This is a genomic window from uncultured Shewanella sp., assembly GCF_947491715.1.
Lineage (GTDB): Bacteria > Pseudomonadota > Gammaproteobacteria > Enterobacterales > Shewanellaceae > Shewanella.
On record NZ_CANLKR010000025.1, the window covers coordinates 1 to 24,598 of the forward strand.

General features: G+C 38.9%; 19 protein-coding genes. 9 read left to right on the forward strand and 10 right to left on the reverse strand.

Annotated elements, in window-relative coordinates; genetic code table 11:
• The first annotated feature begins 287 nt into the window (after positions 1 to 287).
• The 3 genes from Q0779_RS16190 (at position 288) to Q0779_RS16200 (ending at position 3,040) form a co-directional block, all read left to right on the forward strand.
• A complete protein-coding gene (locus Q0779_RS16190; RefSeq protein WP_298774087.1) occupies positions 288 to 902 on the forward strand; it encodes a hypothetical protein in 615 nt (204 codons plus the stop codon).
• A gap of 41 nt (positions 903 to 943) precedes the next feature.
• Entirely contained in the window at positions 944 to 1,957 is a 1,014-nt protein-coding gene (locus Q0779_RS16195; protein ID WP_298774090.1) for an NADP-dependent oxidoreductase, read from the forward strand.
• A 72-nt stretch (positions 1,958 to 2,029) separates the two neighbouring features.
• A complete protein-coding gene (locus Q0779_RS16200) occupies positions 2,030 to 3,040 on the forward strand; it encodes an HlyD family secretion protein (protein ID WP_298774092.1) in 1,011 nt (336 codons plus the stop codon).
• Positions 3,041 to 3,047: 7 nt separating this feature from the next.
• Here the strand turns inward: Q0779_RS16200 and Q0779_RS16205 are convergent, their stop codons facing one another.
• Positions 3,048 to 3,803, reverse strand: coding sequence for a TerC family protein (locus Q0779_RS16205; protein WP_298774094.1), 756 nt, complete (start codon positions 3,801 to 3,803; stop codon positions 3,048 to 3,050).
• 544 nt (positions 3,804 to 4,347) lie between these two features.
• Between Q0779_RS16205 and guaD the strand changes: the two genes are divergently transcribed.
• Positions 4,348 to 5,706, forward strand: a complete 1,359-nt coding sequence (guaD, locus tag Q0779_RS16210) for a guanine deaminase (RefSeq protein WP_298774095.1) — start codon at positions 4,348 to 4,350, stop codon at positions 5,704 to 5,706.
• Positions 5,707 to 5,729: 23 nt separating this feature from the next.
• Here the strand turns inward: guaD and Q0779_RS16215 are convergent, their stop codons facing one another.
• Positions 5,730 to 7,037, reverse strand: a complete 1,308-nt coding sequence (locus Q0779_RS16215) for an MFS transporter (RefSeq protein ID WP_298774097.1) — start codon at positions 7,035 to 7,037, stop codon at positions 5,730 to 5,732.
• A 195-nt stretch (positions 7,038 to 7,232) separates the two neighbouring features.
• On the opposite strand from Q0779_RS16215, the gene Q0779_RS16220 reads away from it, so the two are divergent.
• On the forward strand, positions 7,233 to 7,637 hold the full coding sequence (locus Q0779_RS16220; RefSeq protein ID WP_298774098.1) for a hypothetical protein: 405 nt from the start codon (positions 7,233 to 7,235) through the stop codon (positions 7,635 to 7,637).
• Positions 7,638 to 7,682: 45 nt separating this feature from the next.
• Here Q0779_RS16220 and Q0779_RS16225 read toward each other — a convergent pair whose 3' ends face one another.
• A complete protein-coding gene (locus tag Q0779_RS16225; protein ID WP_298774099.1) occupies positions 7,683 to 8,942 on the reverse strand; it encodes an SGNH/GDSL hydrolase family protein in 1,260 nt (419 codons plus the stop codon).
• 438 nt (positions 8,943 to 9,380) lie between these two features.
• Here Q0779_RS16225 and Q0779_RS16230 point away from each other — a divergent pair, with 438 nt between their 5' ends.
• On the forward strand, positions 9,381 to 9,848 hold the full coding sequence (locus Q0779_RS16230; protein WP_298774101.1) for a DUF2919 domain-containing protein: 468 nt from the start codon (positions 9,381 to 9,383) through the stop codon (positions 9,846 to 9,848).
• 98 nt (positions 9,849 to 9,946) lie between these two features.
• Here Q0779_RS16230 and Q0779_RS16235 read toward each other — a convergent pair whose 3' ends face one another.
• From Q0779_RS16235 to Q0779_RS16255, 5 genes are all read right to left on the reverse strand, one after another.
• Positions 9,947 to 10,267: a YdbL family protein gene (locus tag Q0779_RS16235; protein ID WP_298774103.1), complete on the reverse strand. Its 321-nt coding sequence runs from the start codon at positions 10,265 to 10,267 to the stop codon at positions 9,947 to 9,949.
• Between the two features lie 19 nt (positions 10,268 to 10,286).
• Entirely contained in the window at positions 10,287 to 10,487 is a 201-nt protein-coding gene (locus Q0779_RS16240; RefSeq protein ID WP_298774105.1) for a YnbE family lipoprotein, read from the reverse strand.
• A 120-nt stretch (positions 10,488 to 10,607) separates the two neighbouring features.
• Positions 10,608 to 14,039: a YdbH domain-containing protein gene (locus Q0779_RS16245; protein WP_298774107.1), complete on the reverse strand. Its 3,432-nt coding sequence runs from the start codon at positions 14,037 to 14,039 to the stop codon at positions 10,608 to 10,610.
• 92 nt (positions 14,040 to 14,131) lie between these two features.
• The gene (locus Q0779_RS16250) at positions 14,132 to 14,986 is read right to left on the reverse strand and encodes a D-hexose-6-phosphate mutarotase (protein WP_298774108.1); all 855 of its coding nucleotides are present in this window, start codon (positions 14,984 to 14,986) and stop codon (positions 14,132 to 14,134) included.
• Between the two features lie 255 nt (positions 14,987 to 15,241).
• Complete coding sequence (locus tag Q0779_RS16255; protein WP_298774110.1) at positions 15,242 to 18,394, reverse strand: hypothetical protein; 3,153 nt, start codon at positions 18,392 to 18,394, stop codon at positions 15,242 to 15,244.
• 691 nt (positions 18,395 to 19,085) lie between these two features.
• Between Q0779_RS16255 and Q0779_RS16260 the strand changes: the two genes are divergently transcribed.
• The gene (locus Q0779_RS16260) at positions 19,086 to 20,876 is read left to right on the forward strand and encodes an acyl-CoA dehydrogenase C-terminal domain-containing protein (RefSeq protein ID WP_298774113.1); all 1,791 of its coding nucleotides are present in this window, start codon (positions 19,086 to 19,088) and stop codon (positions 20,874 to 20,876) included.
• A gap of 58 nt (positions 20,877 to 20,934) precedes the next feature.
• Here the strand turns inward: Q0779_RS16260 and Q0779_RS16265 are convergent, their stop codons facing one another.
• Positions 20,935 to 21,543: a DUF938 domain-containing protein gene (locus Q0779_RS16265; protein ID WP_298774116.1), complete on the reverse strand. Its 609-nt coding sequence runs from the start codon at positions 21,541 to 21,543 to the stop codon at positions 20,935 to 20,937.
• Positions 21,544 to 21,685: 142 nt separating this feature from the next.
• Between Q0779_RS16265 and Q0779_RS16270 the strand changes: the two genes are divergently transcribed.
• A complete protein-coding gene (locus Q0779_RS16270) occupies positions 21,686 to 22,027 on the forward strand; it encodes a Fis family transcriptional regulator (RefSeq protein ID WP_298774118.1) in 342 nt (113 codons plus the stop codon).
• A 112-nt stretch (positions 22,028 to 22,139) separates the two neighbouring features.
• Positions 22,140 to 22,532, forward strand: coding sequence for a hypothetical protein (locus Q0779_RS16275; RefSeq protein ID WP_298774122.1), 393 nt, complete (start codon positions 22,140 to 22,142; stop codon positions 22,530 to 22,532).
• 205 nt (positions 22,533 to 22,737) lie between these two features.
• On the opposite strand, the gene Q0779_RS16280 is transcribed toward Q0779_RS16275, so the two are convergent.
• Positions 22,738 to 24,297 (reverse strand): S8 family peptidase, encoded by a 1,560-nt coding sequence (locus Q0779_RS16280; RefSeq protein WP_298774124.1) that lies wholly within the window; start codon positions 24,295 to 24,297, stop codon positions 22,738 to 22,740.
• Positions 24,298 to 24,598: the final 301 nt, after the last annotated feature.

Here is a 24,598-nt window from a genome sequence, read left to right on the forward strand (position 1 = left end):
AAAGGGTTAGCTGTTACGGGGGAGCAGAGATGTTTAATTGTTTTGTCTTATTTCGTCACATAGAGGGTTAGCTGTTACGAGGGAGCAGAGATGTTTAATTGTTTTGTCTTATCTCGTCACATAGAGGGTTAGCTGTTATGAGCTGTTATGGATCAATTGAGACATTAGATTGTTTCGTCATCGTCACTCATGTCACTCATCATATTGACATAAAGGGTTAGCTGTTACGAGGGAGCAGAGATGTTTAATTGTTTTGTCTTATTTCGTCACATAGAGGGTTAGCTGTTATGAATAATGAAGTGAAGCAGAATATGTTTTTGCGCTACCTGTCAAGTCGAAGTGCATTAGAAAACATCATGGTACCTATCATTCTTTATACCGTAATGTTTTGGTGTTTTGGTGCCGGCTGGGCGGTGATTTCTACAGCCATATATGGTGTTTGCGTTGCGCTCATTCGAAAGGGGGAAAACACGCTGTCTGTGGTGCTATTACTGCTTTTTTCTGGTGGGTGCCATTATGCGTTTTCTAAAGGGTTTACTCCGTTTGGTATAACACAAGAAAGTGTCTTTTTATCGGTGAGCAGTGCGGTGAGTATGTTGGTGATCTTGAGCGCTTATTCATTAGTGAATCGTCCAATGATCAAGGGATTAGCAGAATCAGGGTTACCGTATCTTAAAACCTTACCCATTAGCGAGACAGCTTTATATCACAGGGTGTGGCATGAAGTGTCAATGGTGTGGATCATCGCCCAAGCCATTAAATTGCTTGTGGTACTGATCTGGGCTCAAGAAGGCAATAAGAGCCTAGATATGATTGTTTTTTTATTTAGTTGGCCTTACACGGTGGCCTTGATAGCGTTCAGCGTGAAATGGCCTAAGAAGCGATGGCAGCGTGCTCTGTAAGGTGTGTTGTTCTTTTATTAATATTAAACAGGTATACGAATATGAAGCAAACAATGAATCAATCTGTTGTCCTAGCCAAACATCCTGAAGGGGTGGTTGAACTCAGTGATTTTCGTATTGAAGAGCAACCACTGCAAACACTTAAAGAAGGAGAAGTATTAATAGAAAATCATTGGTTATCTATTGATCCTTATGTTCGTCCTAGGCTCAATAAAGATGTATCTATGGTGAATCCCATTCATCTTGGCGAGGTGATCCAAGGTGAAGCGGTTGGATTTGTGCATGAGTCTAAAAATCCTCAAGTGAAAGCGGGGCAATGGGTCTTTCTATTGTCAGCTTGGCAGCGTTATTTTGTGACGAATGGTAAAAACACGATTATTTTACCTTTGCCTGAAACCTCATTACCTAAATCGGTCTTTTTAGGCCCCCTTGGCACAGCAGGAAGGGCGGCTTATTTTGGCATGAACCGAATAGCAAAACCTCAGAAAGGGGAAACGGTTGTGATTTCGGCCGCATCGGGTGCGGTGGGCTCAGTGGCTGGACAAATTGCGAAAATGGCTGGCGCACATGTGGTCGGTATTGCCGGAGGGGAGGAGAAATGTCGTTATGTGCTTGACGAATTAGGCTTTGATGCTTGTGTTGACTATAAAGCGAAAGATTTTAAAGTGCAGTTGCGTCAAGCCTGTCTTGATGGCGTTGATGTGTATTTTGAAAACGTGGGAGGCAAGGTGTCTACTTTTGTTGCTCAGTTACTCAATGAAGGTGCGCGTGTTCCGGTTTGCGGGAACATTTCAAAATACAATAAAGCGAATGTACAAGCCGGGGGGCCAGAGCAATTTTTCCAATCATTACCGAGTGCGCCTCATGCACAATTCTTTCTGGTGACACAATGGCTTAAAGATTACCCAGAATCTGATCCTTGGTTATTGAATGCCGTTGAATCAGGACAAATTAAATATCGAGAAACTGTTCATCATGGACTTATCCAAGCACCTCAAGCCTTTGCGGATTTATTTGAGGGGCTAAATAGGGGAAAGCAATTGGTCAAAATGTAATGGGGAGCACTGCTGACAAGGAGCTGTCAGCAAATCATTATGTGGGGGAGAATGATCGAAGTGGGTAATATTATGAAAAAAAATGTAAAAAAAATATCACTCTTTGTGTTAGCGGGATTAATGGTGATTGGTGGAAGTTATTGGTTGAGTTATGGCCGCTATTTTCAAACAACGGACAATGCTTATGTGACAAACGATATCACTAAGTTAAGTGCCAGAACATCTGGGGTGGTGATGGTGTCGTATATTCATGATAATCAAGTTGTGAAGAAAGGCCAATTGTTATTAGTGCTGGATGATAGCGATCAAAAAGTGACTTTGCAAAGAATGCAAGCCAATGTAGAACAAGTGTTGTCAGAAATTGACAATGCGAAAGCTGAGTACCAAATGCAGCTTAGCAAAGTGGCAGAGTTTCAATCACAAACAAAGTTAGACTTAGCAAATGAAGGTTATACTAAGCAACAATATCAACGCTATATGGCGTTATTGAAAAAACACTTTGTCGCGCAAGGGGATGTCGATAATGAGGAACTTAAATATACCCAAGCCAAAATCCAATATCGAAAAGATAGTCAAAGTTTAAAAACCCAGCAAGATCAATTGAAAGTCTTGGCGAGCAATGTGAAACAATCTCAAGCCAGTTTATCTGAAGCGAAGGCTAATTTAGCACAGGCCAAGTTAGATCTCAGTTACACTCGTATTATGTCCCCGATTGATGGTGTGATAAGTGATCGCAGTGAGCAAGTAGGTACTATGGTTCAATCAGGGGAAACGATTGCGAGCATTGTTTCAGCTAAACCCGTTTGGATTGTGGCCAATTTTAAAGAAACCCAGCGAGCGCATATGAAAGTGGGTCAAAATGTGAAAATAAACCTCGATGCCTATCCTGATCAAACCTTTTATGGGAAAGTGAGCAGTGTTTCCCCCGCAACAGGCTCAACCTTTGCTTTATTGCCTGTGGATAATGCAACGGGGAATTTTACTAAGGTGGTGCAGCGTCTTCCTGTACGGATTGCTTTTGATCACATTCAACATTTAGCCAGCGGTTTGTCTGCAACTGTGACTGTTGATACCCGTGTCTAATGAAGGATCATTTCCCTGTTTTTTTGTTGTCAATGCCCTCTAGTTTATGTTTTTTAACTTTATTTTTACGTAAACGAATATTTAGCATTTCAACGGTAACAGAAAAAGCCATGGCAAAGTAAATATAAGGTTTAGGAACATGAATATCGACCCCTTCAAGCATGAGAGTCAATCCAATTAATATCAGAAAAGATAAGGCTAACATTTTCAACGTGGGATTGGCATCTACGAATTCATTGATCCTTTTAGCTGCAAATAACATCACAATGACAGTGAGAATAATGGCGGTCGCCATAATAGAAAGATCTTGAACCAGTCCAATAGCGGTGAGCACAGAATCAAAGGAAAAAATGGCATCGAGCGCGGCAATTTGTAATAAGACCAATCCCATACTCGAGGCAATCCGAGTGGTTGTCATCTCGCCATGTTCATTAAAGCTATTATGAATTTCATGAGTCGATTTCGCCATTAAAAACATACCTCCGCCAATGAGGATGATGTCTCTTCCTGAAATGCCATGTTCAAAAATACTGAACCAAGGTGTGGTTAGTGAAGCGATGGCGGCTAAAGAAAACAGTAATAATAACCGTGTGCACATTGCCAGTAATAAGCCGATATTACGAGCAATATTCCGTTGATGGACAGGAAGTCGTCCCACCAAAATACCGATAAAAATAATATTATCGATCCCAAGCACAATTTCTAGAGCGGTTAATGTGGCTAACGCTACCCAAGCTTCTGGGCTGGCTAAAAGGTGATACATTAGGATAAAGATCCTTTGTTGGTAGCAGAGCGTCTGTTAGTGAAAGAGTAAACGTCAAATAATGATTAATCAAGGGGGTTATTTTTCTCAAGATCCTTAAATGTCTCGGGCTTTAGCGATAACAAACACAATGCTGAGGTAAGAGGGTTGAGTGATATGACATTTTATAAATGTCTTCTTTTATGTTGCTTCTTAAAAGTGGGTATAAAAGAAGGCAATGTCTATTAGTTTGACTGCAGTCACACACTTTAAGTGATAATAACTATATTGTTACAAATGTATCTACTTTTTATGGTGTAATGAATTAAGGTAACAATTGCTAGCTTCTATTGGCTAAAAGCAGTGTGAAGGTTCGTCTACTTTTTATTACTTTATTCATTTCTATATCAAAGTCTCATTTAAATTTTTTTTACATATGTATCCTTGTCGCGCTTTTCGATATTGCCTGTTTTGCTCTTACCTAACTCAAGTGCGGAGTGATAATAGTGGAATACTCCGAAAGACGAATAGAAATGGTTATTTTGTGTTATCTAGGAGTTGTATTATGTTATTTCGTACTCAATGTGCGGCACTGCTTGTTGCCTCTTTGTTTGCGGGTCAATCTTTCGCTGAAACCTATGGTGTTAGAGGCAGTATTTTGCATTTTTTAAGTGATCCTGCACAAACAGCGGAAGTGGAAAACAGCTATGAATATATTGAAGATGGTTTATTGGTGGTCAGAAATGGTAAAGTTGTGGATGTGAAGCCTTATCGCCAACGTCACTCTCAGCGCTTTTCACGTATCGAAGATTACAGTGGTAAGTTGATCATGCCCGGTTTTATTGATACCCACGTGCATTACCCACAAACACAAATGATAGCCTCTTATGGAGAGCAATTATTGGAGTGGTTAGAGACGTATACTTTTCCGACAGAAAGGCAATTTGAGGACAAGGCACATGCTACAAAAGTGTCGAAGCTATTCTTAAATGAGTTGGTGAAAAATGGCACAACCAGTGCACTCGTCTTTGGCACGGTTCACCCGCAATCGGTTGATGCATTATTTGAGGAAACAGAGAAGTTAAATATGCGCTTGATTGCTGGTAAAGTGATGATGGACAGAAATGCGCCGAGTTATTTATTGGATACCGCCGATTCTAGCTATGAACAGAGTAAGGCGCTTATCGAAAAATGGCATAATAAAGGACGTTTACAATACGCTATTACCCCGCGTTTTGCGCCTACCTCAACACCTGAGCAGTTAACGGCTGCTGGTCGATTGAAAGCTGAATATCCTGATGTTTATGTACATACGCATTTATCTGAAAATACGAATGAAATTGCTTGGGTGAATGAGCTATTTCCAGCTAGAGACGGGTACTTCGATGTTTATCAGCATTATGGTTTAGCGGGTGATAAATCTGTTTTTGCTCACAGTATTCATTTAACCGATGAAGAATGGGATGAATTTGAACGTACTGACTCTGTGATTTCATTTTGCCCGACCTCTAATATGTTCCTTGGCAGTGGCTTATTTAAGTTAGGAGAAGCGGAAGAACATCATGTGAGAGTCGGCTTGGGTACTGACGTCGGCGCGGGAACCAGCTTCTCTCAGCTTCGCTCTTTGAGTGAGGCTTATGGCATTATGCAATTACAGTCTAAGAAAATGTCAGCATTTAAAGGCTTGTATTTAGCCACATTAGGAAGCGCTGAAGCATTGAGCCTAGAGGACAAAATTGGCAACTTTAGCCGTCGTAAAGAAGCGGACTTTGTTGTGCTTGATTGGGCGGCGACCGATTTTCAAAAATTGCGCTATCAAGAGACCAATACATTAGAAGAGAAGCTCTTTGCGTTAATGTTACTTGGTGATGATCGTAATGTGGTTGCGACTTATGTCGCCGGTGAAAAAGTCTACCCTCAATAAAGGTTGAGTGAATAAAAAAGCCCTCAATTGATTGAGGGCGATTCATTGATTGAGAGTCGCTCATTTTTTATCATTGAAAAACCAATCATCATGGCGATGGCGTAACTGACAGGAATTAAGAATAACATGATGTGAAATTCTTTTAAGTCGGGATAAAGGCTTGGCATATCAAACCATTTAAATAGGCCTGCTATCACAAGTAGAGCGAGTGCGCCTCCTAGATTTGAACATACACAGTTTATACTTAATGCATAGGATTGCTTCGTTGTAGGCGCAAGATCGGCTGTAATAGACACAGCGGTGACGATAAAACCACTCACAATACCGAGTAAGCATAGCAATAAAAGCGTTAATACATCATTAATGGGGAAATAAATGACAAGGAGACTGATCACTAATCCTATTCCACTGATATAGGTGAGTATGATTGATCGCATATGATAGAAAGTTTTCGTGAGCCAGCCCGCAAAGGGGGAGCCAATGATATACCCAACAAAAACGGCTGCAGTGGATGATTTTGCATATAGGCTACTTGCACCGAGTTTATCTGACATGAAAGGCAATAGCCAAGAAGAGTAAAATGACACCATAGGCAGGCCGTGAAATAGCACATAAGCATAGGATCTGCTGAGATTGGGATGAGTATGATTTTTTAGCTGACTTGTTAATGCTTCATGCTGATGTAAGATGCAGGGGTAGGTCAGTGGATTGCCTTGTTTGACTTGTATGATCAACAACACCAACATAATAATCACAAGAATGCTTGGGATAATAGTAAAGAGCTTTAACGCATAGGTTGGCCCAACATTGGTTGCAAGTGGTGTGAAAAGCAGGCTTGCAAGAATGGCTGCAGCGCCGCCAAGGCTAAAAATGAAACCCGATGCCAGTGGGTAAAAGGTGGGCTTAAAGCATTTTTTAGCGACAAATAAGCTTAATACGAGGGAAAAGCTTGATGCTATGCCCATAAGCAATAAGGCAAAGGCGATGATATAAAATACTGATGAGCTGGCAAGGAGTAAAATGGCCAAGATATGTAATGTTAATACAGTGACTAAGGTGAGAAGGTAAGACAAGCGATTAATGATCAATCCCGCAAAGGGTTGAAACCCGACAAAAGCAATCCAAAAAATAAACAAGACAATATTATATTCTACCGATGATAAGTGCACGATCTCTTTGTCATTCATGGCGGGGAGGGCAATACTGGGAATAATTCGAAACATATACTGATGAAAGTAGAAACAAAGGGATAATAGCCAAGTAAACAACAGTGACGATAATCCCAGTAATGCGGGGCGTCCTTGAGTAACAGAAGTGGGACTATAGGCCATAAATTTGATTCATTTCCTCATGGTAAGAAAGCATTGTTTGACGTCAGTATTACGATTGTTAATCGTACACTTTTAGGTGGTTTCAATTATTGTTATCTTAGATGATAATAAACTTTCTGTAAAAGTTGCGTGATTTAACGCTGTGTCGTGATGAAAAATAATTGAGAATGTTTATATAAATAAAAGGATTTTATTATGTTTAAATATTTAGGGATATTATTGACCTGCTTATTTTCTTTTATGGTGCAAGCCGCTGATTATCAAATTCGTATTTATAATGGTACCGATAAGAGGGTGAGTCGTGGTAGTTTTTCTTGTATTGGAATGGATTGTTCTTTTCCAAGTAGCATTGGAGCGGGAAGTTCTGGAACGATATATGCTGATGTTGATTCAAATACAAGTTCTGCAATGATTATTTTTGAATATGGGTCTTATCAGTATGAATGCCGAGGAACCATTCGGTTTACTATTAGCAGTGGAGATATTTATGCCATATCAGGCACCCCGTCTTATATTGCTTCAGCTGGTAGCGCCGGGAATTTACCCGATTGCAATAGTGATTATTACAGTTCTAGTTCATGGCAAGTGAGTATGTATTAATGAGTCAAACCAATCTGATCAAGATCAGATTGGTTTTTATTAAAATTAATTGATTTGATTTTTAAAGGTAAAACTTGACAGTGCGTTATTCACTATTTGTTCAGCAATAATATGGTGAGCTTGGGTTGTTGGGTGGGTGATCCCCCAAAATAAATACGAATCAGAGCCATTAACGGTACAATCTGATCGTAGCGGATGTGTCTGCAAATAGTCACTTGAGGCACTGCGGTTTATATCTAAGCATGAATCGGTGACATTTTTTAGTCCATAACTTTCTGGAGAATCAATCACATTATTAAATAATGTGTAAGTATCATATAAAACAAAGTTATATCCTTGAGCTTGATAATTCGCGACTTGGTTTTTGATAAAAGCATTATATTCAGATATTTTATCTTTCACTTTAATGGCTTCTGCTGCACTGGCATATTTAAATTGTGGCGCATGGCTAGCATCGGGTAAGTTTAAAACCACCATGTTGGTAATGCCGCTGTCGATGAGCTTTTCAATGATTTCGGTAAAATCACTACTGACTTCTGCCACGCTGCGATCATAGTTGACAAAATCATTGAGGCCAAATTCAAGTGTGACTAGGCTGTCTTTAGGATCGTAGTTTTCAGCGAGTTGCATATATTGAACATATGAGTCAATTTGATCGGTCACACCGGGTAAAATAACGTATTGATCTTCACCCGCTGCACCACTAATAGCCCAATTATAAAGTGGTAAGCCCATTTGTTCAGCTAGATATTCTGTCCAGACATCACCATTTGAAAAGTGACCCAAAAACCATGAGTTATTATTTGGAAATAACCACTGGGAGGCATTATATAAATTGCCAGTATCAGAAATACTGTCGCCAAAGCTGATGACTTTATTGACTAAACTTTTATCATCATTGTCGCTGCTGATATCATTGGTCCAAATAGTTTGGTTATAGGAAAAGCGTGTGTCTGCTGCAAAAAAGGTCATATCGGAAGCGGCATAATCGGTATTTAAGGTTTTTTGGCAGCGTTCGAGTAAGGTCTCCTGACTCGTTTGGGTGTAAAACATATTTTTCCAAGAGAGACTTGAATACCAATAACCTTTGACTTTGTAATAGCTACCGTCATCGTTTAGTCCCCATTCCCAATCCGTTGCAACATCATCATGACTGTCGCTGGGTCTGTACCAACATCTCAAGTAAGTGTAGGTTTCTTTAGATTGTAATTTAACGATCTGTGAACTTGATAATGTGCTGTTAGCGGCAAAAGCTGAAAAAGAGAGTAGGCATAATGTGAGGTAGACGGCATTTTTTAGGATCATATAATGGTTTCTCCATTGCAGTTCAGGCCAATGATGTGGCTTATTAACAGCCTGAATCGATATTGTTGTCAGTTATCATCTTTGAGGAAATGTGGTTTATTGTTTTATGTATTAGGTTTTTCTAATTCAATTGATAACAATTAAATGCTATTGACGCTATTTTTATTTTGAGTTTTAACTCTAAATTGGTTTTGTTGTGTCTTTATATGGGGTTGTGTTTTCTTTTTGATTTAAACTTGTTTCAAATAATTTGTTATTTGGTTTGTTTGTGGTTTGGATGTAGATGATCCCATTCACTTACTTTCAATGCATAACTTTGTGGTAGGGATTGAAATAACAAAAATAACCACCATCTCTTTATAAATATAAGAATAAGCGCTTTGTCTCGCATTGTGGTATTTAAGGTGCAGTGATAAGCGGTAGAGGGAAGGTGATCGTTTGAACTTTAGTCATATTCGCTGGCTTGATGAGAAAGGGCAGGTTAAACCGCCAATTTATCTCTATGGAATGTTGATTTTTCTGGCTCGAGCTTGGTGCATTTGGATAGTTTCATTAACACAAGCAAGTGATAGGGCTGGGTTAGTGAGTTTACTTTATCCCCATAAAGCTGACTTTATCATGTCGTTAATGGCGGGACTGGGTGCTGTGCTTGTTTATATTTTTATTATTGCGGAACGTAAGCGTAGTCCTGAGTGGCTTCGTATTCCCTTTGGCCAAATCAAGTGGTTGTTGTTAGGATTATTATTACTTGATGGGGGATTACTCATCTCTCGGGTTATCAATAGCCACTTTTTGTACAGTTGGAGTATGGGGTTAGATGCATTACTTTTATTTTGGAGTACGCTGTATTTAGTGAAGTCAAAACGGTTATCTTTGTATTTATCAGATTGGAAAGTAGCGTCGTAATTGTACAAGATCAATGCACTTTCATGATGAAAGCGCATTGGTCTATATTGAAATATTAAGTGCACATTGAGCAATAAGGCTAATGGCTTTTTAGGGCATTATTTTTTGACCCAATTGCCTTTTTTGTTTTGATAAAATTGACCTTTCTTCGTGGCTGAAATGGCTTTTTTCGCTGCAAGGTTAGCCACTTCTGCTAATGGAATACCATTCTTTTTAGCTATTCTTTGATAAGAACTGCGACGTTCATCATTGACTCTTTTTGTTAACTTATTCACTTCGGGACTGGTTTTAACGACACCAAGGTAGCCGTTTTGCTGTTCGCCGACTTTGCCTTGCATTTTTGCATCTTGTAAGGATAGGGCAAAGGCATTAAGGCTGAAGAGTAAGACTGTTAACAGTGTTAAAATGCGCGTTTTCATGAGAGCTCCATTTGTAGGGTTAAAATAATTCATCATTAGTGAGGAGTTGATCCAGCTCTTTGTCTACTTTGATTTTAATTTCGTGTTCGATTTTCACATTTAGGTTGATCACAATCGGTTTATCTGGCGGTGCGAGTTGAACCTTTGGGGTACAGGCACTGATTAAAAACAAGGCCAGTAAACTTGTTAATCTATATTGAGGTAACGCCCTGTTAAACATTCAATTTCCTTACATCATAAAATGGCTTTTTGGTGAGTACTCTAGCGTAAGTTTAACCATATTTATTGATTGAGTGAAATATTATCGGTATTGTATTTCATCGAATGTTTTGAAGTTCATTTACTTAATTGATTTTTCTATCTCACTTTGTAATTTTCCACTGAGCTGTAGACTTCTGAGTAACTGTAAGAGGTTTTCTTCTTGGGTGTAATTAAAGTGAATAGGACGTTGAACACCTCTACTTTTTCCTTTTATGTGTGCTTTTAAAATAGCATCACCATTCGATTTCATATTTAAGTGACTGGTTAATTCACTGTATTCTAGATGTTCTAATGCTGAAAAAGCAAAATCTAAGTAAGGTTGAGATACTTTCATTTGCTCTACATTGGGGTTATTGTTGATGGCAATTAATCCGCCAGGGGGACGAGCGATAAGTTCTCCATTATTGATCGTTAGTTTATTATATTCAAACTGGATAGGTAATACCGCATCAAATAGGCCATCAGCATAGACTCCTTCCACAGGGTGCAGAGTCATTAACTGGTTTAGACTGACGCCCTGTAATAATATGTAGGCGGTTGTTTCGCCCTTTGTATTAAGCTGAAACTCCGGAATAGCTAATGTGCCTTTTAATGTATTGGCTTTGAGATTGAGTTCGAGTTGTGTGTGGTTGAGCCCTAGCGTTTTCCATAATGTTTGCCAAGCACTCGAGTGTTGAGTGATATGCTCTGATAATTTCGGTTCCGTTATTGGGTTGAGTCTTGCTTGAATATTGAGATCCGTGATGATAATGCCGGGATTAAATGCCTCGAGTGATAAGGTTAATGTGTCACATTTTAGTGGCAATTTGACTGTTTTCGTTTGCTTTTGAGCCAATTGAGAAAATTGGTAATGACATTGGGCTTGTAATTGTCCGCCTTCAAAAGGGAGGCCATTAAATTGGCCTGCAATATTATCGCTATGGGTCTTGAGTTCAAACAACCAGGGGACTGCTTTTTCCCCTTTCTGGTAACTGAGCTCAAATTGACTCATTCCTGTGAGCGATAGATCCAATGGGGTCGTTTGCGCTTCTTTTATTAAAGTGACTAATTTATTCAGTGGTCGAGTAAAGGTCAACTGGCCTGTTATTGATTGTATATTGGCGAGTGAGTTTAGTTGCACCTGATGCCGACTGTTTAAGTCAAATTCGTTGATTTTCCAGCTTTCTTTGCTGCTGATAAGGTGTTTATTGAGAGTAATGGATTGGTTTAACGAGAGGTTTTTAACATGCGCTAACTGTTGTCGTGTACCTACTTTTTTTAGTGGTAGAGATGGCTGGTTTTCCTGTAAGGGAGTGGAAGCTGGCTTGGTTTTATCGATGTTTAGATCATCAATATAAAGGGTAATTACTTGCTGTTGTGGCTGATCAATCGATGTCAAGAATGTTTGTAAGACACGTGTTGGTTCAATCGTCTCTGATTGAGGCTGTATTGAGGGCAAATCATAGGTGAGCGATAGGGCATCGGATAAGGTTATATCTAATTGTTTAACACGGGCTTGATAGTCAATGATTGCGCTTTTTTGACTCAGACTCCTTGATTGTTTAGTTATTGAATGTTCCTTATTTGTTAGGCTCTTATCGGTTAAACTTGTGTCACTTTTTCGCCATAAGGCATTCACTTTGTATGACTTAAGGTGAGTGGGGGGGACAGTGAGTGCGATAGACTGCTTTGGAAGGTAAGTGAGTCGGGTACCTGTTTCAATTGTTAAGTCATTTTTTTCGGTATCGAATTTGCGAAAATAATCTAAGGTATTGACGGTATCGCTGCTTTTGGGCGAGTCAGTTAATGGAGCAGTATTATCAATGACATTATCAAGTGTGATGGCGCCGGTACTGAGTTTGATGGGCGCGTCAAATCGAAGCTGGAATTGCTGTTGTTCCTGTTTCTTTTGTTGAACAAAAGTACCTTGGGTTGAGAGGCTAAGTTTATTCAAGGTGATATTGGTTTGAGTATGTTGCTGACTTTTGGAAGGTGAGTCTTTTTGCTCAATATTGAATACTGAGGAGTTATCGGCATGATAACTTTTTTCTGTATGGATTTTGTGTTTAATGGGCACAGGCAGTGAAAGTGTAATGGGAGAATGTTGCTGAGCATTAAATGTCCATTCTGTCGTCATATTAGATACGGAATGGGCATATGGAATGTGCAGTTCGCGCAATGTTAAGTGAGCGGTTACTTGCGGCAAGTCTATTCGAATATTCCCACGTGGTAATGTGAGTTTTTTAGCGGCAAAATTGACAGTTAAAGGCTCGGTAATCGACAGTGTGAGCAAGAAGGAAGCGTTACCTGTTGGCTTGTTTTGATTTGCTTGACTCAACTGTGTTAACAAGGTCTGTGCTTGATGAGGTAATTGAAAATAAGTGGCTAATGTCGTCAGTTGAGCCTTATTGGGCTGGAGAGTCAGAACCATGGGCTTTATTGATAAGGTTGGCTGAGTAATCGAACCAAAAATATCTATCTGCAATTGAGAGTCCTTACAACGCGAAGTGTTTACTTGCTTGTTTGTTTTAATTGCAGCCATGTTCAGTGGAATACTATTGTGATTATTCGAGTTTGTCGGTTGGGTTGTTATCAATGCATCAAGGGGAGAAATATAGAGCGGTATACCACAAAGTTGATGCATTGATTCTAGAGTGAGGGGCGCTATTCCTAGCTTTATTTGACTGTAAAGCTTGCCTGATTGTGGCAATGTTGAGTCAATAAGTTTTGATAATCGATGAGATAATAATCTCATGTCTTTGTTATTTAGTGCCGAGAGCTGGGCTTTTGCGTGTGGTTGATTGACTGTTGGCGATTGAGAAAGTGATTGTATTAAGCTTGGATCATCTAGTTGATGTGACAATCTCTTTAAACCATGTGTTAACGCGGTAAATGATATTTGACTCGAGAATGCCCATTGTGTTTCGGTGAATTGACCGGACAGTGTCCAAGTCGGCAGGTTGTCCATCAGTACCTGTGTTGAAAACTGTCCTTGATGTAAATTCAGAGATTTGAGCGTAGCGAGTTGAATAGCCTTGTGGTGATCGAGCTTTTTAAGAGAAAGGTTAATGCGTTCTATATTGAACTTAGGGAACTTTGCGAGTAATGCGACGAGATCAGAGCTGGGTGGTTGAACCTTAGGGCTTGTATTTGAGGTTCTACTGTCGTCCATCAAGGCATTCATTTTTTTGATTAGTGGTAAAAGGGTGAGGGCAATGTCGATTTTTTTTATGGTCACATTTTGAATATCATTACTTGAAAGTTGAAAAAGCGACGTTTCTTTTTTGAATTGGATATCAATATCATTTAGAGTCAATTTATCTTGGTTGATATTAATGGTGAGGTTTTCAATAGACCAGTGAGTGAGACTCTCTGCTGAGACATCTATCTTAGTAATTTGAGCGTTAAAAGGGGCTAAATAGTGATTAATGAGTTCTTTTATTAATCGTTCAACATTAAAGCTTGCCATGATAGCTAAGCCAATAAGGAAGCCAGAAGCTATAAATAAAGTCACTATAATACGCCGTTTCACTGACGGTTCTCCCTGTTACGATACATTAATCTTGTTATTACCTTTATGCTTAAGCCATTTAGCGCCCTGTTATCAAGTGGCTTAGGAATGAACTAAGGGGTTGTTTGCCATCGAATGTGGGTGGTCAACGTGTGGGTTTCATTGGGGGCCAAGGTGACACTATCATCGAGGACATTGGCCGCTTCTAAGCAGATCATAGAAAGGTAATCATCATCTCTAAAGCGTGATAAGCGTGTCGATTTTTCAATCCAAGGGTTCCATAATATCGCAGAGTGGCTGTTTTGACGTGAGACTTCGATAATGCCCTTTGGCGTGTGTAATTGCTGCAGCGGCCTTAGTTGGGTAAATACTTTATCTGTTTCTTGGGTAATCACTAGGTTATCTTGCTCTTGTGTAAAAGGGCCTTGATTGAATTCAATGAACTGGGCTTGCCCAAAACCTGTGGCTGAAAATTGATGAATATCACCAATAGAAAAATAACTGTGTAAAGCTTGGGAGAAGGTGATGGTTTTGTCATCGAGATTGGTATTAATCAGTGAGAGGCTTAAGGTGTCACTTAAGCGAAATCGGGCGCTTAATTGGGTACGGTGAGGCCAATATTCTTGTGTGCTGTCATTCAATGTTAATGTAAAGAGTAAATCGACTTCAGTCTCATTAATGTTGACTTCACTGAGTTGCCAAATTTGGGTTCGAGCAAAACCATGTTGAGGCCAATCAGGATTAGCGTGCATGCCAAACCAAGGCCAACAAATGGGGATCCCACCTCGAATGGCGCTGCCGACTTGATAATCATTGTCGCTTGAGCGCCAAAGCAGGGGCTGTTGGCCTTTAGGTTTAAAAAAATCAATTTGAGCACCTTGTTTGAAAATACGAGCCTGACAATGTTGTGTATCAATGTCGATGTATTCCAAACCGTTTTCATGCATTTTGGTGGTGACGGAGCCCATAATGCTTCCTTAATGCTACTAATTATTTGATTTTGTATAAGCTTACCGTATCTTAAGAGGAAGTGAAATCTTCATTTCAAATGCCTAAATAAAAATATGGTTTTGGATAGGTATTGGGTTTTTAAGTTGAAAGTGAATTGTATTTATTCGATGAGTGTAAACATAATTATAATTGTCAGAGGGGCAATAGCGTTGAGTGTGTATCAATTGCCACATAATTGACTCGCTTGTAAGCCAATTATGTGGCGTGGGTCTTTATTGCATTTGATTAAGCGGTAAGGTTGCGCTGAAATTGTCACCAGTTATGTTCATCTGGGTTAATTTATCCCCCTGATAGGATGTTGAGACGGTAACGTTTATCGTTTCAGTTGTATCACCTGTAAAACCTCTCGATTTGATGGTCAGTAAGCCATGACCATTAAAAGGGCCACTTTTTACTGGTAACATATTGATTTGCGTTAATGTAAATGTGTATTCTGTGATGGATGTAATATCCATGGCGCCCCAATAGGCACCTGATAGCAAAATTAACGGAGAGGTCTGACTAATACCGCTACGTTCAAAATACCAGTTACCGCTATTGTTAACCGTTATAACCGAGCTTGGAAAGTGTATGCCATTATAATCAGTGGTGCTGTTTTCTCTGCTGATATTATAAAAAAGCTGCCCTTTGATATCATTTCCATATTCATCTTCTTGTGTTGGGTTAATGTTTAATGCGGGCTCAAAAATAATTTGCCCGAAAAGGGAGGTGCCAGTTTTATAAATATTCAGGTATTGAACGATATTTTCTTCACTTTCAATGGCTTCTATGGTGACTTCTTCGTAGACTTCTGGAAATGAACCAGTTACGGCAGGTGGCAGCATAGCATCTTCTGAATCGCATTCATCAAGGGGGTAGAATACAGTGCAATAGGTCTCTATCCAAGCATAACTGGTGGTGTTTATTCTTGTACTTTCATTGATTAGCTGGTTATTGCTATTACGTGAGAGAACAAGTGGCGTTTCAAAGCGCCAGTCAGAGGTATTACTCATATTCTCCGTATGGTACACCCGCTCACTGATGATACCTAAGTCTTCGATAGCAAAGCCACTTTTATTGCTATCGATTGAATAAGTGAGTACATCCTGTATTTCATCACGCTGAAATTGAATGTTTTGACCGTTGATATCAGTAAAATTAATAGGGGTAACGTTAATACTTTTACCATTGACTATAATATCTTCATCGGCAGCTGCATAAGGAAAATTTCTTATTCCTGTGGCAAAAACCGTAAAGTTGATTTCTGTGATGTCATCTTCAAAGAAGGGGACTTCATTTTCATTGTCTGATATTGAATTAACTTCGTCTTCGTCGGCATAAAAAATGGGCGCGTATTGGATCTTTATGTTTTCCTTTTTTGGATAAAGGTTTACATTGGCTTGAAATGCTATATCGGTACTGGTTGTGTTGTTATCTTCTTCATTGCAGTTTGGGCTTGTTTCTGGGTTAAGTACATCATTAAAAATATATTGATCATCAATGATGTTTGTTGTTTCCATGCTTATGGGCATGAATAAAAATTGTGTATTTTCAGCTGAAGAGTAAGAACAAAATGAATTAGTGATTAAACTGGCAGTGTTTTTACCATGAAAGCCAAATGCCAGATCCCAGTTTTTATCGTGTTTTACGGTGTAAGTTTGGCCATTATTATGCTCAGGGTTGACCTTTGCATAATAGACTTTATCGGCGGGCAGCTGAAATAGGTTAACTGGGTTGTCATTGTTATCAGGGCTAATATTGGTTATAAAAAAATCAACCGTCATGGGGGTATTGGGGTTTTCGCCTACGGCTTTAGTGACGGTCATATAATCATTGACCTGACTTAATGGTACTTCCCAAGCATAATTAGTGGGAGGGTTAACTTGCTTTCCTGATTCATCCGAGACTTTGAAGTATGTAATAACATTGCTTTGTGAGCCATCATTATTGTTTTTGATATAGCTTAAAAACATGCTGTGGGTATGGTTTTCAAAAGGATCTTCTTCAATGTGCACAATTTCTGCAGAATGTCCTTTTAGTTTGCTTATATCATGACTGTTTTCCCAACTAATGTTATGTTTATGGGCTGAGATTTTACCGACTTTAAATTGGATGGTATTATTGTTACTGTTACCATTAGAGCCTGCGACAATCACTGTATCATTATTTAAAAAGGAAACACTGGGTTTATTGATGTTTCCTAAACCCACTGCGTCTCTTTCACTCCATTCAAGACTGTTGTCTTTGTCGTTGAATGTACCGACATGATAACGAACCTTACCGTCTATCTTATACACTAAAATGGCGGTTTTGCCATCATGGGACAGGGCGATGTTGGGAGTTTTGCCTTTATATCCATTAAAGTCGTTATTATCTTTAAAGCAGGTTTTGGAGGCTTCTATAATACATGACCAGTTTGTATTCCATTCAATAATGCCGCCATTAAGGTTACCTCGCTTAAAAAACAGCTCTTCGTTTTCATTTTGTCCTATCACAAATAGTTCACGTGTTGTGGCAGATAAAGTGCTTTTTAGGTATTCAAATGACTGATTTTCTGAATCATCATTAATGCTTGTTTCAGCATTCCACTCGATTTGATTGTATGGAGTGCGTAATCCAGAGCGATAGGCGACTGATGATGCAGTGTTACTTGTATCTGTTTTATAAAAGCTAAACAGATAATTTTCATCTGCAATCAGGCTACTTAACTGTTTTGGCGTAAAATCATGACTGAATGATGAGTTTTGGATTTGTTGCCAGTCAAATAAATGTGGATTATACAGCTCCCAGACACTTTTTAATTGAAATGAAGTTTTATTATTTTTCTCTACAAAATAGCCACTGTCATAAAAGTTATTTTTTATACTGGTTTTTCCGCTTTCGTTTTTGACCCCGGTGCAAAGGCCACCTGGTTTACATCCGGAACTTTGAACTTTTGTAAATTTAATTTCAGATATTATTTGATTTTCTGTATTTTTGACTTGATAGGTAACTTTAACCTTACTACTACAAAGGGTACTGTCATGATCCTGAAAATAGAGACCAAAATTATTGGTAAATCCAGACATGATGGTCACAGTTTCTGTTGTTTTTGAATCAATGCACTTATTTTCCCATTTATTAAAGTCATCTCTATCGATAGGGTACCATCCTGTTTTGGTAACTGGATAGCTTATACCTTTCCATTCTTTTAAGATGGTGAATTCTTGTCGTGAATATACTTCTATTTTTTTTATACTAACGCTAACTGGTTCATTGGATAAGTTTTTTAATTTTGCTTCAAGTCTTTTTCTGGTATCATCAGCTAAAGAGGAAAAAGAAAAAAATGTAATTAAGCTCAATATTAATATTAAATGATATTTATATTTTGGGTTGAATTTTTTCATACTGCCTTCTCAAATCATATTGGATTAACTTTAGTTAATTTTATCTTTATTTATATTTAATACTGTAAGTTTTAGTAACAAAATATTTAGGCTTTATATTCTAAAAATATGAGGCTGAATTCATATTTACATTTCACTATTTGAATACCTGATAAAAATAGGTTTTGGGAGTACATTGTCTGATAGTATCGAAATCTAATAAAAATTATTGGTAAATATAAAGGAATGGTGATTTTATTAGAGTCTATTTTATTCTGTGTTTTATTCTTTTCAGTTTCATATGCTAATTACCCAATTCATGTGGTAAATGTATGATTTCCATTAGGCCGTAGTCGAGTATTGTCCTTTAAAGCGTTGACACTGAATGATTAACATCATGGGGCCTGTTCTATAGACTTAAAGTACGCTATTTGGGGGTCTTGTTTAAATATACTTGGTTTACAATAGCGATTGCTGACTTCGTATGATGAGTCATTGGAGTATTGAGTGTGCTTAATCCCCATTTTTCATATAGTTTACTGATTTTTATTAATTTATCTTACTTTAAAAGGATGTAAAGCGTCCATTTCAAATGCCCAAAGAAAAATATTGGATCTTGATAGGTATTGCGTTTTTAAGCTGAAAATGAGAATAATATTGAGTTTTTACTCAAATGCATCGACAGCAATAATGACAAGAAAGGGAAGACAGTATGCCAGTTTATCAAGCACCACTGCGTGATTATCAATTTGTTTTAAATGAATTACTTAATGTATATCAGCAAGATGAGTTAAGGGGGTTTGATGAGATTGATACTGAATTAGTTAATGCCATTTTACAAGGCATGGCAGAGTTTAGTACTGAAATCATGTTGCCATTAAATCCAGTGGGGGATCTTGAAGGTTGTCGTTTGGAAGAGGGTCAAGTGAAAACAGCGACAGGGTTTAAAGTGGCTTATGAGCAATATGTTGAAAATGGTTGGGGGACGCTGACGAGTGATCCCGCTTATGGGGGCCAAGGATTACCGAATGTGGTGGGGTTGTTTATTTTAGAAATGACGGCAGCGACCAATATGTCATTTGCCATGTACCCAGGTTTAACCCATGGTGCTTATTCGGCTATTCATGCCCATGGCAGTGATGAACTCAAACAGAAGTACCTTGAAAAATTAGTCAGTGGTGAATGGGCGGGCACCATGAATTTGACGGAATCTCATGCAGGTACAGATTTAGCCTTATTGCGGACTAAAGCGCTGCCTTTGGGGGATGAAAAGTATGCCATATCGGGAGAGAAAATTTTTATCTCATCAGGCGATCATGATTTAAGTGACAATATAGTGCATTTGGTTTTGGCGAGATTACCGAATGCGCCCGCTGGCGTAAAAGGGATCTCACTATTTGCGGTGCCTAAATATTTGATTAATGATGATGGTAGTTTAGGAGAGGCAAATCAATTAAGCGCCACAGGTCTTGAACATAAAATGGGATTACACGGTAATTCCACTTGTGTGATGCTATTTGATGGTGCAGTGGGAGAGCTGGTGGGGGAAGCCCATCAAGGTTTACGAGCGATGTTTACTATGATGAATGAAGCGCGTTTAGGGGTCGGTATACAAGGATTAGCAGTGTCAAATATTGCTTATCAGAATGCGCTACTTTATGCCAAAGAGCGTATTCAGGGACGTGCGCTAAGTGGCCCTAAAGACAATGCTCAAGCTGCGGATCCCATTCTTGTACATGGTGATGTTCGCCGTATGTTATTGGCTCAAAAGGCATTCAATGAAGGTACTCGTGGATTAATGGGGCAGCAATCTTTATGGCTTGATATGGCGATAAGGCATAACGATCCTGAACAAGCTAAAGAAGGGGCAGCATTGGCGGCTTTGTTTACACCTGTTGTTAAAGGCTTTGTGACCGATCAAGCGTTTAAAGCCTGTGTCGATGCACAGCAAGTGTTTGGTGGTCATGGTTATGTCCATGAATGGGGGATGGAGCAGTTTGTTAGGGATCTGCGTATTTCAATGATCTATGAAGGGACTAATGGTGTTCAAGCATTAGATCTTGTTGGTCGTAAACTCTTGTCAGATAAAGGGGCGGCGTTGAGTTTATGGTCTGAACAGGTGAAACAGTTTATTGCTGAAAACCATCGAAATATTGCAATGCAACCTTATTTAATGGGGTTGATGCAATCGGCAGGGGATCTGGAAAAAGCCACCAGTTTTATTGCCAGTAAGGCGGAGAAATCACCTGATATCATAGGTGCAGCTTCTATGCCTTATTTACAGTTAATGGGGATCACTGTACTTGCCTGGATTTGGGCTCGAATGGCATCCATTGCGTTACAGGCATTAGATACAGGTACGCAAGAAGACGCTTTTTATCAATCTAAATTACAAACCGCGCAATTTTATATGGATTACTGGGCAGTACAAACTCAGAGTTTGCGTCTACAGGTGGAAACAAGCAGTGATAGCATTGCTGAATTTGATGACGCACTGTTTTAACATTTTACTTGTTTGCCAAGCCACACCTTGTTGTGGCTTTGTCTTTTATTGTTTTACTTTATGCGGTTTTTTGAAAGTGTAAAAAGATATTATTAGCAGGCATTTTTTCTTTTGATTGTAATGTTAATCCTTGTTTACCAGCTAATTTTTCGATCCACTCTAGTGCTTTAATGCCACTTTGGGGGTTATTTTGTTTAAGGCGTAAATCAAATTCATGATTGCTTTCACTGGTATAGTGTCCATTTTGATTAAAGGGGCCATAAATACACAGGTGACCGAGTGGCACTAAATGTTGACCCACACCATGAAAAAAGGCCTCGACCATACTATGACTCATTATGTGCAAAGTGTTTGCTGTATAGAGGGCGTCCATGGGATGGTTGATTGGCCATGGCTCTGTGACATCCAGTGATAAAGGTGGGCGCAAATTAGGGCTAGGGTATGAGGTTAACCAATATTGGATGCCTTGATGGTAAGCTGGCCTGTCACTGGTTTGCCAAATGAGGTGGGGTAAATGCTTGGCAAAATATACTGCATGTTGCCCAGTACCACTGCCAATTTCTAACACCTTATGGCTGTTGGCTAAGATCGGTAAAAGTTGCTTAAGGATAGGGGCTTTATTATTTTCACAAGCCTTTGAAAAATATTCATCTGGTATTTGTAGCATAAGGTTTTATGATCAGAAAAATAAAAAGTATGTCGTATTTTTATCTTTTTTGAAAGTGCCCCACAGCATGGGATAATTCATCGCTGTTGAAGCTTGTCGATTAGCGTATAATGACATGCCTTCTATATCAATGAGCAGTAATATGACGAAAACAGAGAAAAAAATCGACAAAAACATTCGTGAAGCACTGACGTTAGCTTGTGATGAAATCCTTGAGTTAGTCCCTGGTTTTGAATGGTTAACTCATCAAGTTGACTTTAAAAGTGTGGCGAGCACACTCAAAGTAAGCTGTATTTTTGCGACGCAAATTGCGCAAACTAACGCACTTTATGCGCAATATGATAAACAAATGAGCCAGCTGATCCAGTCGAAACTTGCGAATATAGGGATCCATTTAAAAGACATAAGGCAAATTTGTTTTGACAATGAAGAGCAGTGCTTAGCTGAGCATGGTGGTAACTGGGCATTAAGATTGGCTTGTTGAGTTCATTTTCACTTTGTTCGGTATTTCTACGCTGGATTGTAATAAATAGTCTGCTATTCCTGTCTTATACTTTAATGTTGGATGTATTAACGCTTTGATGGTAGGGAAGTATATGAATAGCTATTTATTGGTGGGCAGTATAGTGAGTTTACTTTTGTGTATTAAGCACTTGACTCTCGATAGGAAAAAAGTGCTTCTTCCTTGTTTCACCAGTGATCTAAGCTTAGAGGTTAAAACACATTTAAGTAGTTATTTCTATTTTATTGCTGTTTTTTATGTGCTTGCAACCTTAATTTTGTTGGTTTGCTGTTTAAGCCTAGTTTCGCAAATGTATGCTTATGGTTTGTTGTTATTTATCGCATTGGATTATGCCTTGTTTGCGATTTGGCAACTTTATGGAAAAATAATGAGCAGTGAAAAGCAGTCTTTTTTATTCTATTGTCATTGGATTGGTTATTTTGTTGTGACAGGATGTATTATTCTCTGGGCTTTGGATTTAGGGTAGCTGTATTCTATTTCTTGGAAGTTAACTGACTTTACCAAGCCACATTCTCATTGCCTCTTTCATTTGAAGAAATAAGGGAAGATGAAGAAATAAGGGAAGATGAAGCAAAATGTGATTAAATGACACCATTGAAAATAACTCTTCAAGTGTTACAAGTAACCACTTGAAGAGTCAGTATTATTATACAAGTGCAGACATACTTTGGTTAAAAGCTGGCTGTTAAGTTCAGGCCACTGTATGAGCTATAACCTCGGATCATAATATAATAGGTCGTTGCACTGCTCACATTAAAGGTACAGCTTTCATTATTGCCTGATAAGTATGGTCGGCAATCATAGTTTGAACGAGTAGGGTTAGTGCCTGCTCTGACATACAGGTCGGCATCTCCTGAGCCACCTGATATTTCAACCGTTAACTGACTATTGGCTGCCACGTCTATTTGATAATAAGCAGTAGAAAGCCAAGAACCACTCAAGTTTGTTTCTTCCAAGCAGTCTGTTCCACAACCTGGGTTTGGATCTGGATCTGGGTCTGGATCGGGTGTGGTTCCACCGGATAGAGAATAGACTAATTCATTTGGTGAGCTCGAAATCGCATCAGATATTTTATTTTTACTTGAACGGCTGCTGAGTAGGTTTGTCATTGCGGTGGTGGATAAACTTGGGTCTTCATCAAGATATAAAGCCACGACCCCGGCAACATGAGGCGCTGCCATAGAGGTGCCGCTAATGGTATTGGTGGCTGAATTAGAGGAGTACCAAGCAGATTTAATACTGGATCCCGGTGCATAAATGTCTAGACATGAACCGTAATTTGAGAAACTTGAACGCGAATCACTGCTAGTGGTAGAACCGACTGTGATGGCGTCTGCAGCGCGAGCAGGGGAATAGTTACAGGCATCGCTATTGTCATTGCCAGCCGCGACGACAAAGCTAATACCAGCCGCAACAGCATTATTAACAGCATTATCTAATGTTTGTGATGCACCGCCGCCTAAACTCATATTAGCGACAGAAGGGCCTGATGCATTATTCTTAACCCAGTCGATCCCTGAGACAACGCCTGATGTTGTGCCTGAACCACTACAACTTAATACTCTCACCCCGACAACATTGACATTTTTTGCAACCCCATAGGTGCTGCCACCAATTGTGCCAGCTACATGCGTTCCATGACCGTTACAGTCAGTGGCATCATTATCATTGTCGACAAAGTCATAACCACTGGATGCACGGTTGCCAAATTCGTTATGCGTATTTAATACCCCAGTGTCAACAATGTATGCAGTGACGCCAGTACCATCATAATCATAGTGATAGCTGTTGCTAAGCCCTAAATCTCTTTGATCAACTCTATCAATACCCCAGGTAGGATTGGATTGATCGCCGAGTGTATTAACAAGAGGATCAATACTGAGTATCTGATCTTGTTCTATGTACTTTACATCGGTATTTTTTTGTATTGCTGCGATTTGTTCTGCATTGGCTTTGACTAGTACACCACTAACAGTGTTGCCAAAGTTTTTAAGGACCTCAACATCATAATTATTTTCAAGTGTTATTGATTGTTGAGTAACAAAGGATTCAATTGATAGTTCGTCGTTGAGGTTTAATACACTTGGGGTGTTAAAGACAACAATATAATTATCTTTTACAGCGTTTTGCTGGTCAACTTTAATTATTTGAGCTTGATATTCGTTAGCATTAACCGAAGAACAGGAAAAAGCAGCTGCAATAGCAAGTGCGAGTAAATGTTTCTTTTGCATGATGACTCCGTATTAGGTTTAATTTTATAACGGCGTAATCAACATAGAACATTTTTATACTTGCATTCAATATCAGTATTCTTTAAATAGAATGATTTTTAAAATTAACAATAATTTAATAAAACGGTTAAATAATAACGGATTAGATGATATTTAAAGTTTTTACTTAAATATCAACTAACAATTGGTTATTTCATATTCCAAAAATAACCTATATAAAGCAACTGATTGTATTTAATTAGTTATTGCTAATATTTTGTTTTTCTATGGCTTTAAAATATATCCTTTTATTTCATGGCAA

Coding starts and splice junctions, on each gene's coding strand:
- Q0779_RS16190 (WP_298774087.1), top strand. CDS start 288: ATGAATAATGAAGTGAAGCAGAATATGTTTTTGCGCTACCTGTCAAGT.
- Q0779_RS16195 (WP_298774090.1), top strand. CDS start 944: ATGAAGCAAACAATGAATCAATCTGTTGTCCTAGCCAAACATCCTGAA.
- Q0779_RS16200 (WP_298774092.1), top strand. CDS start 2,030: ATGAAAAAAAATGTAAAAAAAATATCACTCTTTGTGTTAGCGGGATTA.
- Q0779_RS16205 (WP_298774094.1), bottom strand. CDS start 3,803: ATGTATCACCTTTTAGCCAGCCCAGAAGCTTGGGTAGCGTTAGCCACA.
- guaD (WP_298774095.1), top strand. CDS start 4,348: ATGTTATTTCGTACTCAATGTGCGGCACTGCTTGTTGCCTCTTTGTTT.
- Q0779_RS16215 (WP_298774097.1), bottom strand. CDS start 7,037: ATGGCCTATAGTCCCACTTCTGTTACTCAAGGACGCCCCGCATTACTG.
- Q0779_RS16220 (WP_298774098.1), top strand. CDS start 7,233: ATGTTTAAATATTTAGGGATATTATTGACCTGCTTATTTTCTTTTATG.
- Q0779_RS16225 (WP_298774099.1), bottom strand. CDS start 8,942: ATGATCCTAAAAAATGCCGTCTACCTCACATTATGCCTACTCTCTTTT.
- Q0779_RS16235 (WP_298774103.1), bottom strand. CDS start 10,267: ATGAAAACGCGCATTTTAACACTGTTAACAGTCTTACTCTTCAGCCTT.
- Q0779_RS16240 (WP_298774105.1), bottom strand. CDS start 10,487: ATGTTTAACAGGGCGTTACCTCAATATAGATTAACAAGTTTACTGGCC.
- Q0779_RS16250 (WP_298774108.1), bottom strand. CDS start 14,986: ATGGGCTCCGTCACCACCAAAATGCATGAAAACGGTTTGGAATACATC.
- Q0779_RS16255 (WP_298774110.1), bottom strand. CDS start 18,394: ATGAAAAAATTCAACCCAAAATATAAATATCATTTAATATTAATATTG.
- Q0779_RS16260 (WP_298774113.1), top strand. CDS start 19,086: ATGCCAGTTTATCAAGCACCACTGCGTGATTATCAATTTGTTTTAAAT.
- Q0779_RS16265 (WP_298774116.1), bottom strand. CDS start 21,543: ATGCTACAAATACCAGATGAATATTTTTCAAAGGCTTGTGAAAATAAT.
- Q0779_RS16270 (WP_298774118.1), top strand. CDS start 21,686: ATGACGAAAACAGAGAAAAAAATCGACAAAAACATTCGTGAAGCACTG.
- Q0779_RS16275 (WP_298774122.1), top strand. CDS start 22,140: ATGAATAGCTATTTATTGGTGGGCAGTATAGTGAGTTTACTTTTGTGT.
- Q0779_RS16280 (WP_298774124.1), bottom strand. CDS start 24,297: ATGCAAAAGAAACATTTACTCGCACTTGCTATTGCAGCTGCTTTTTCC.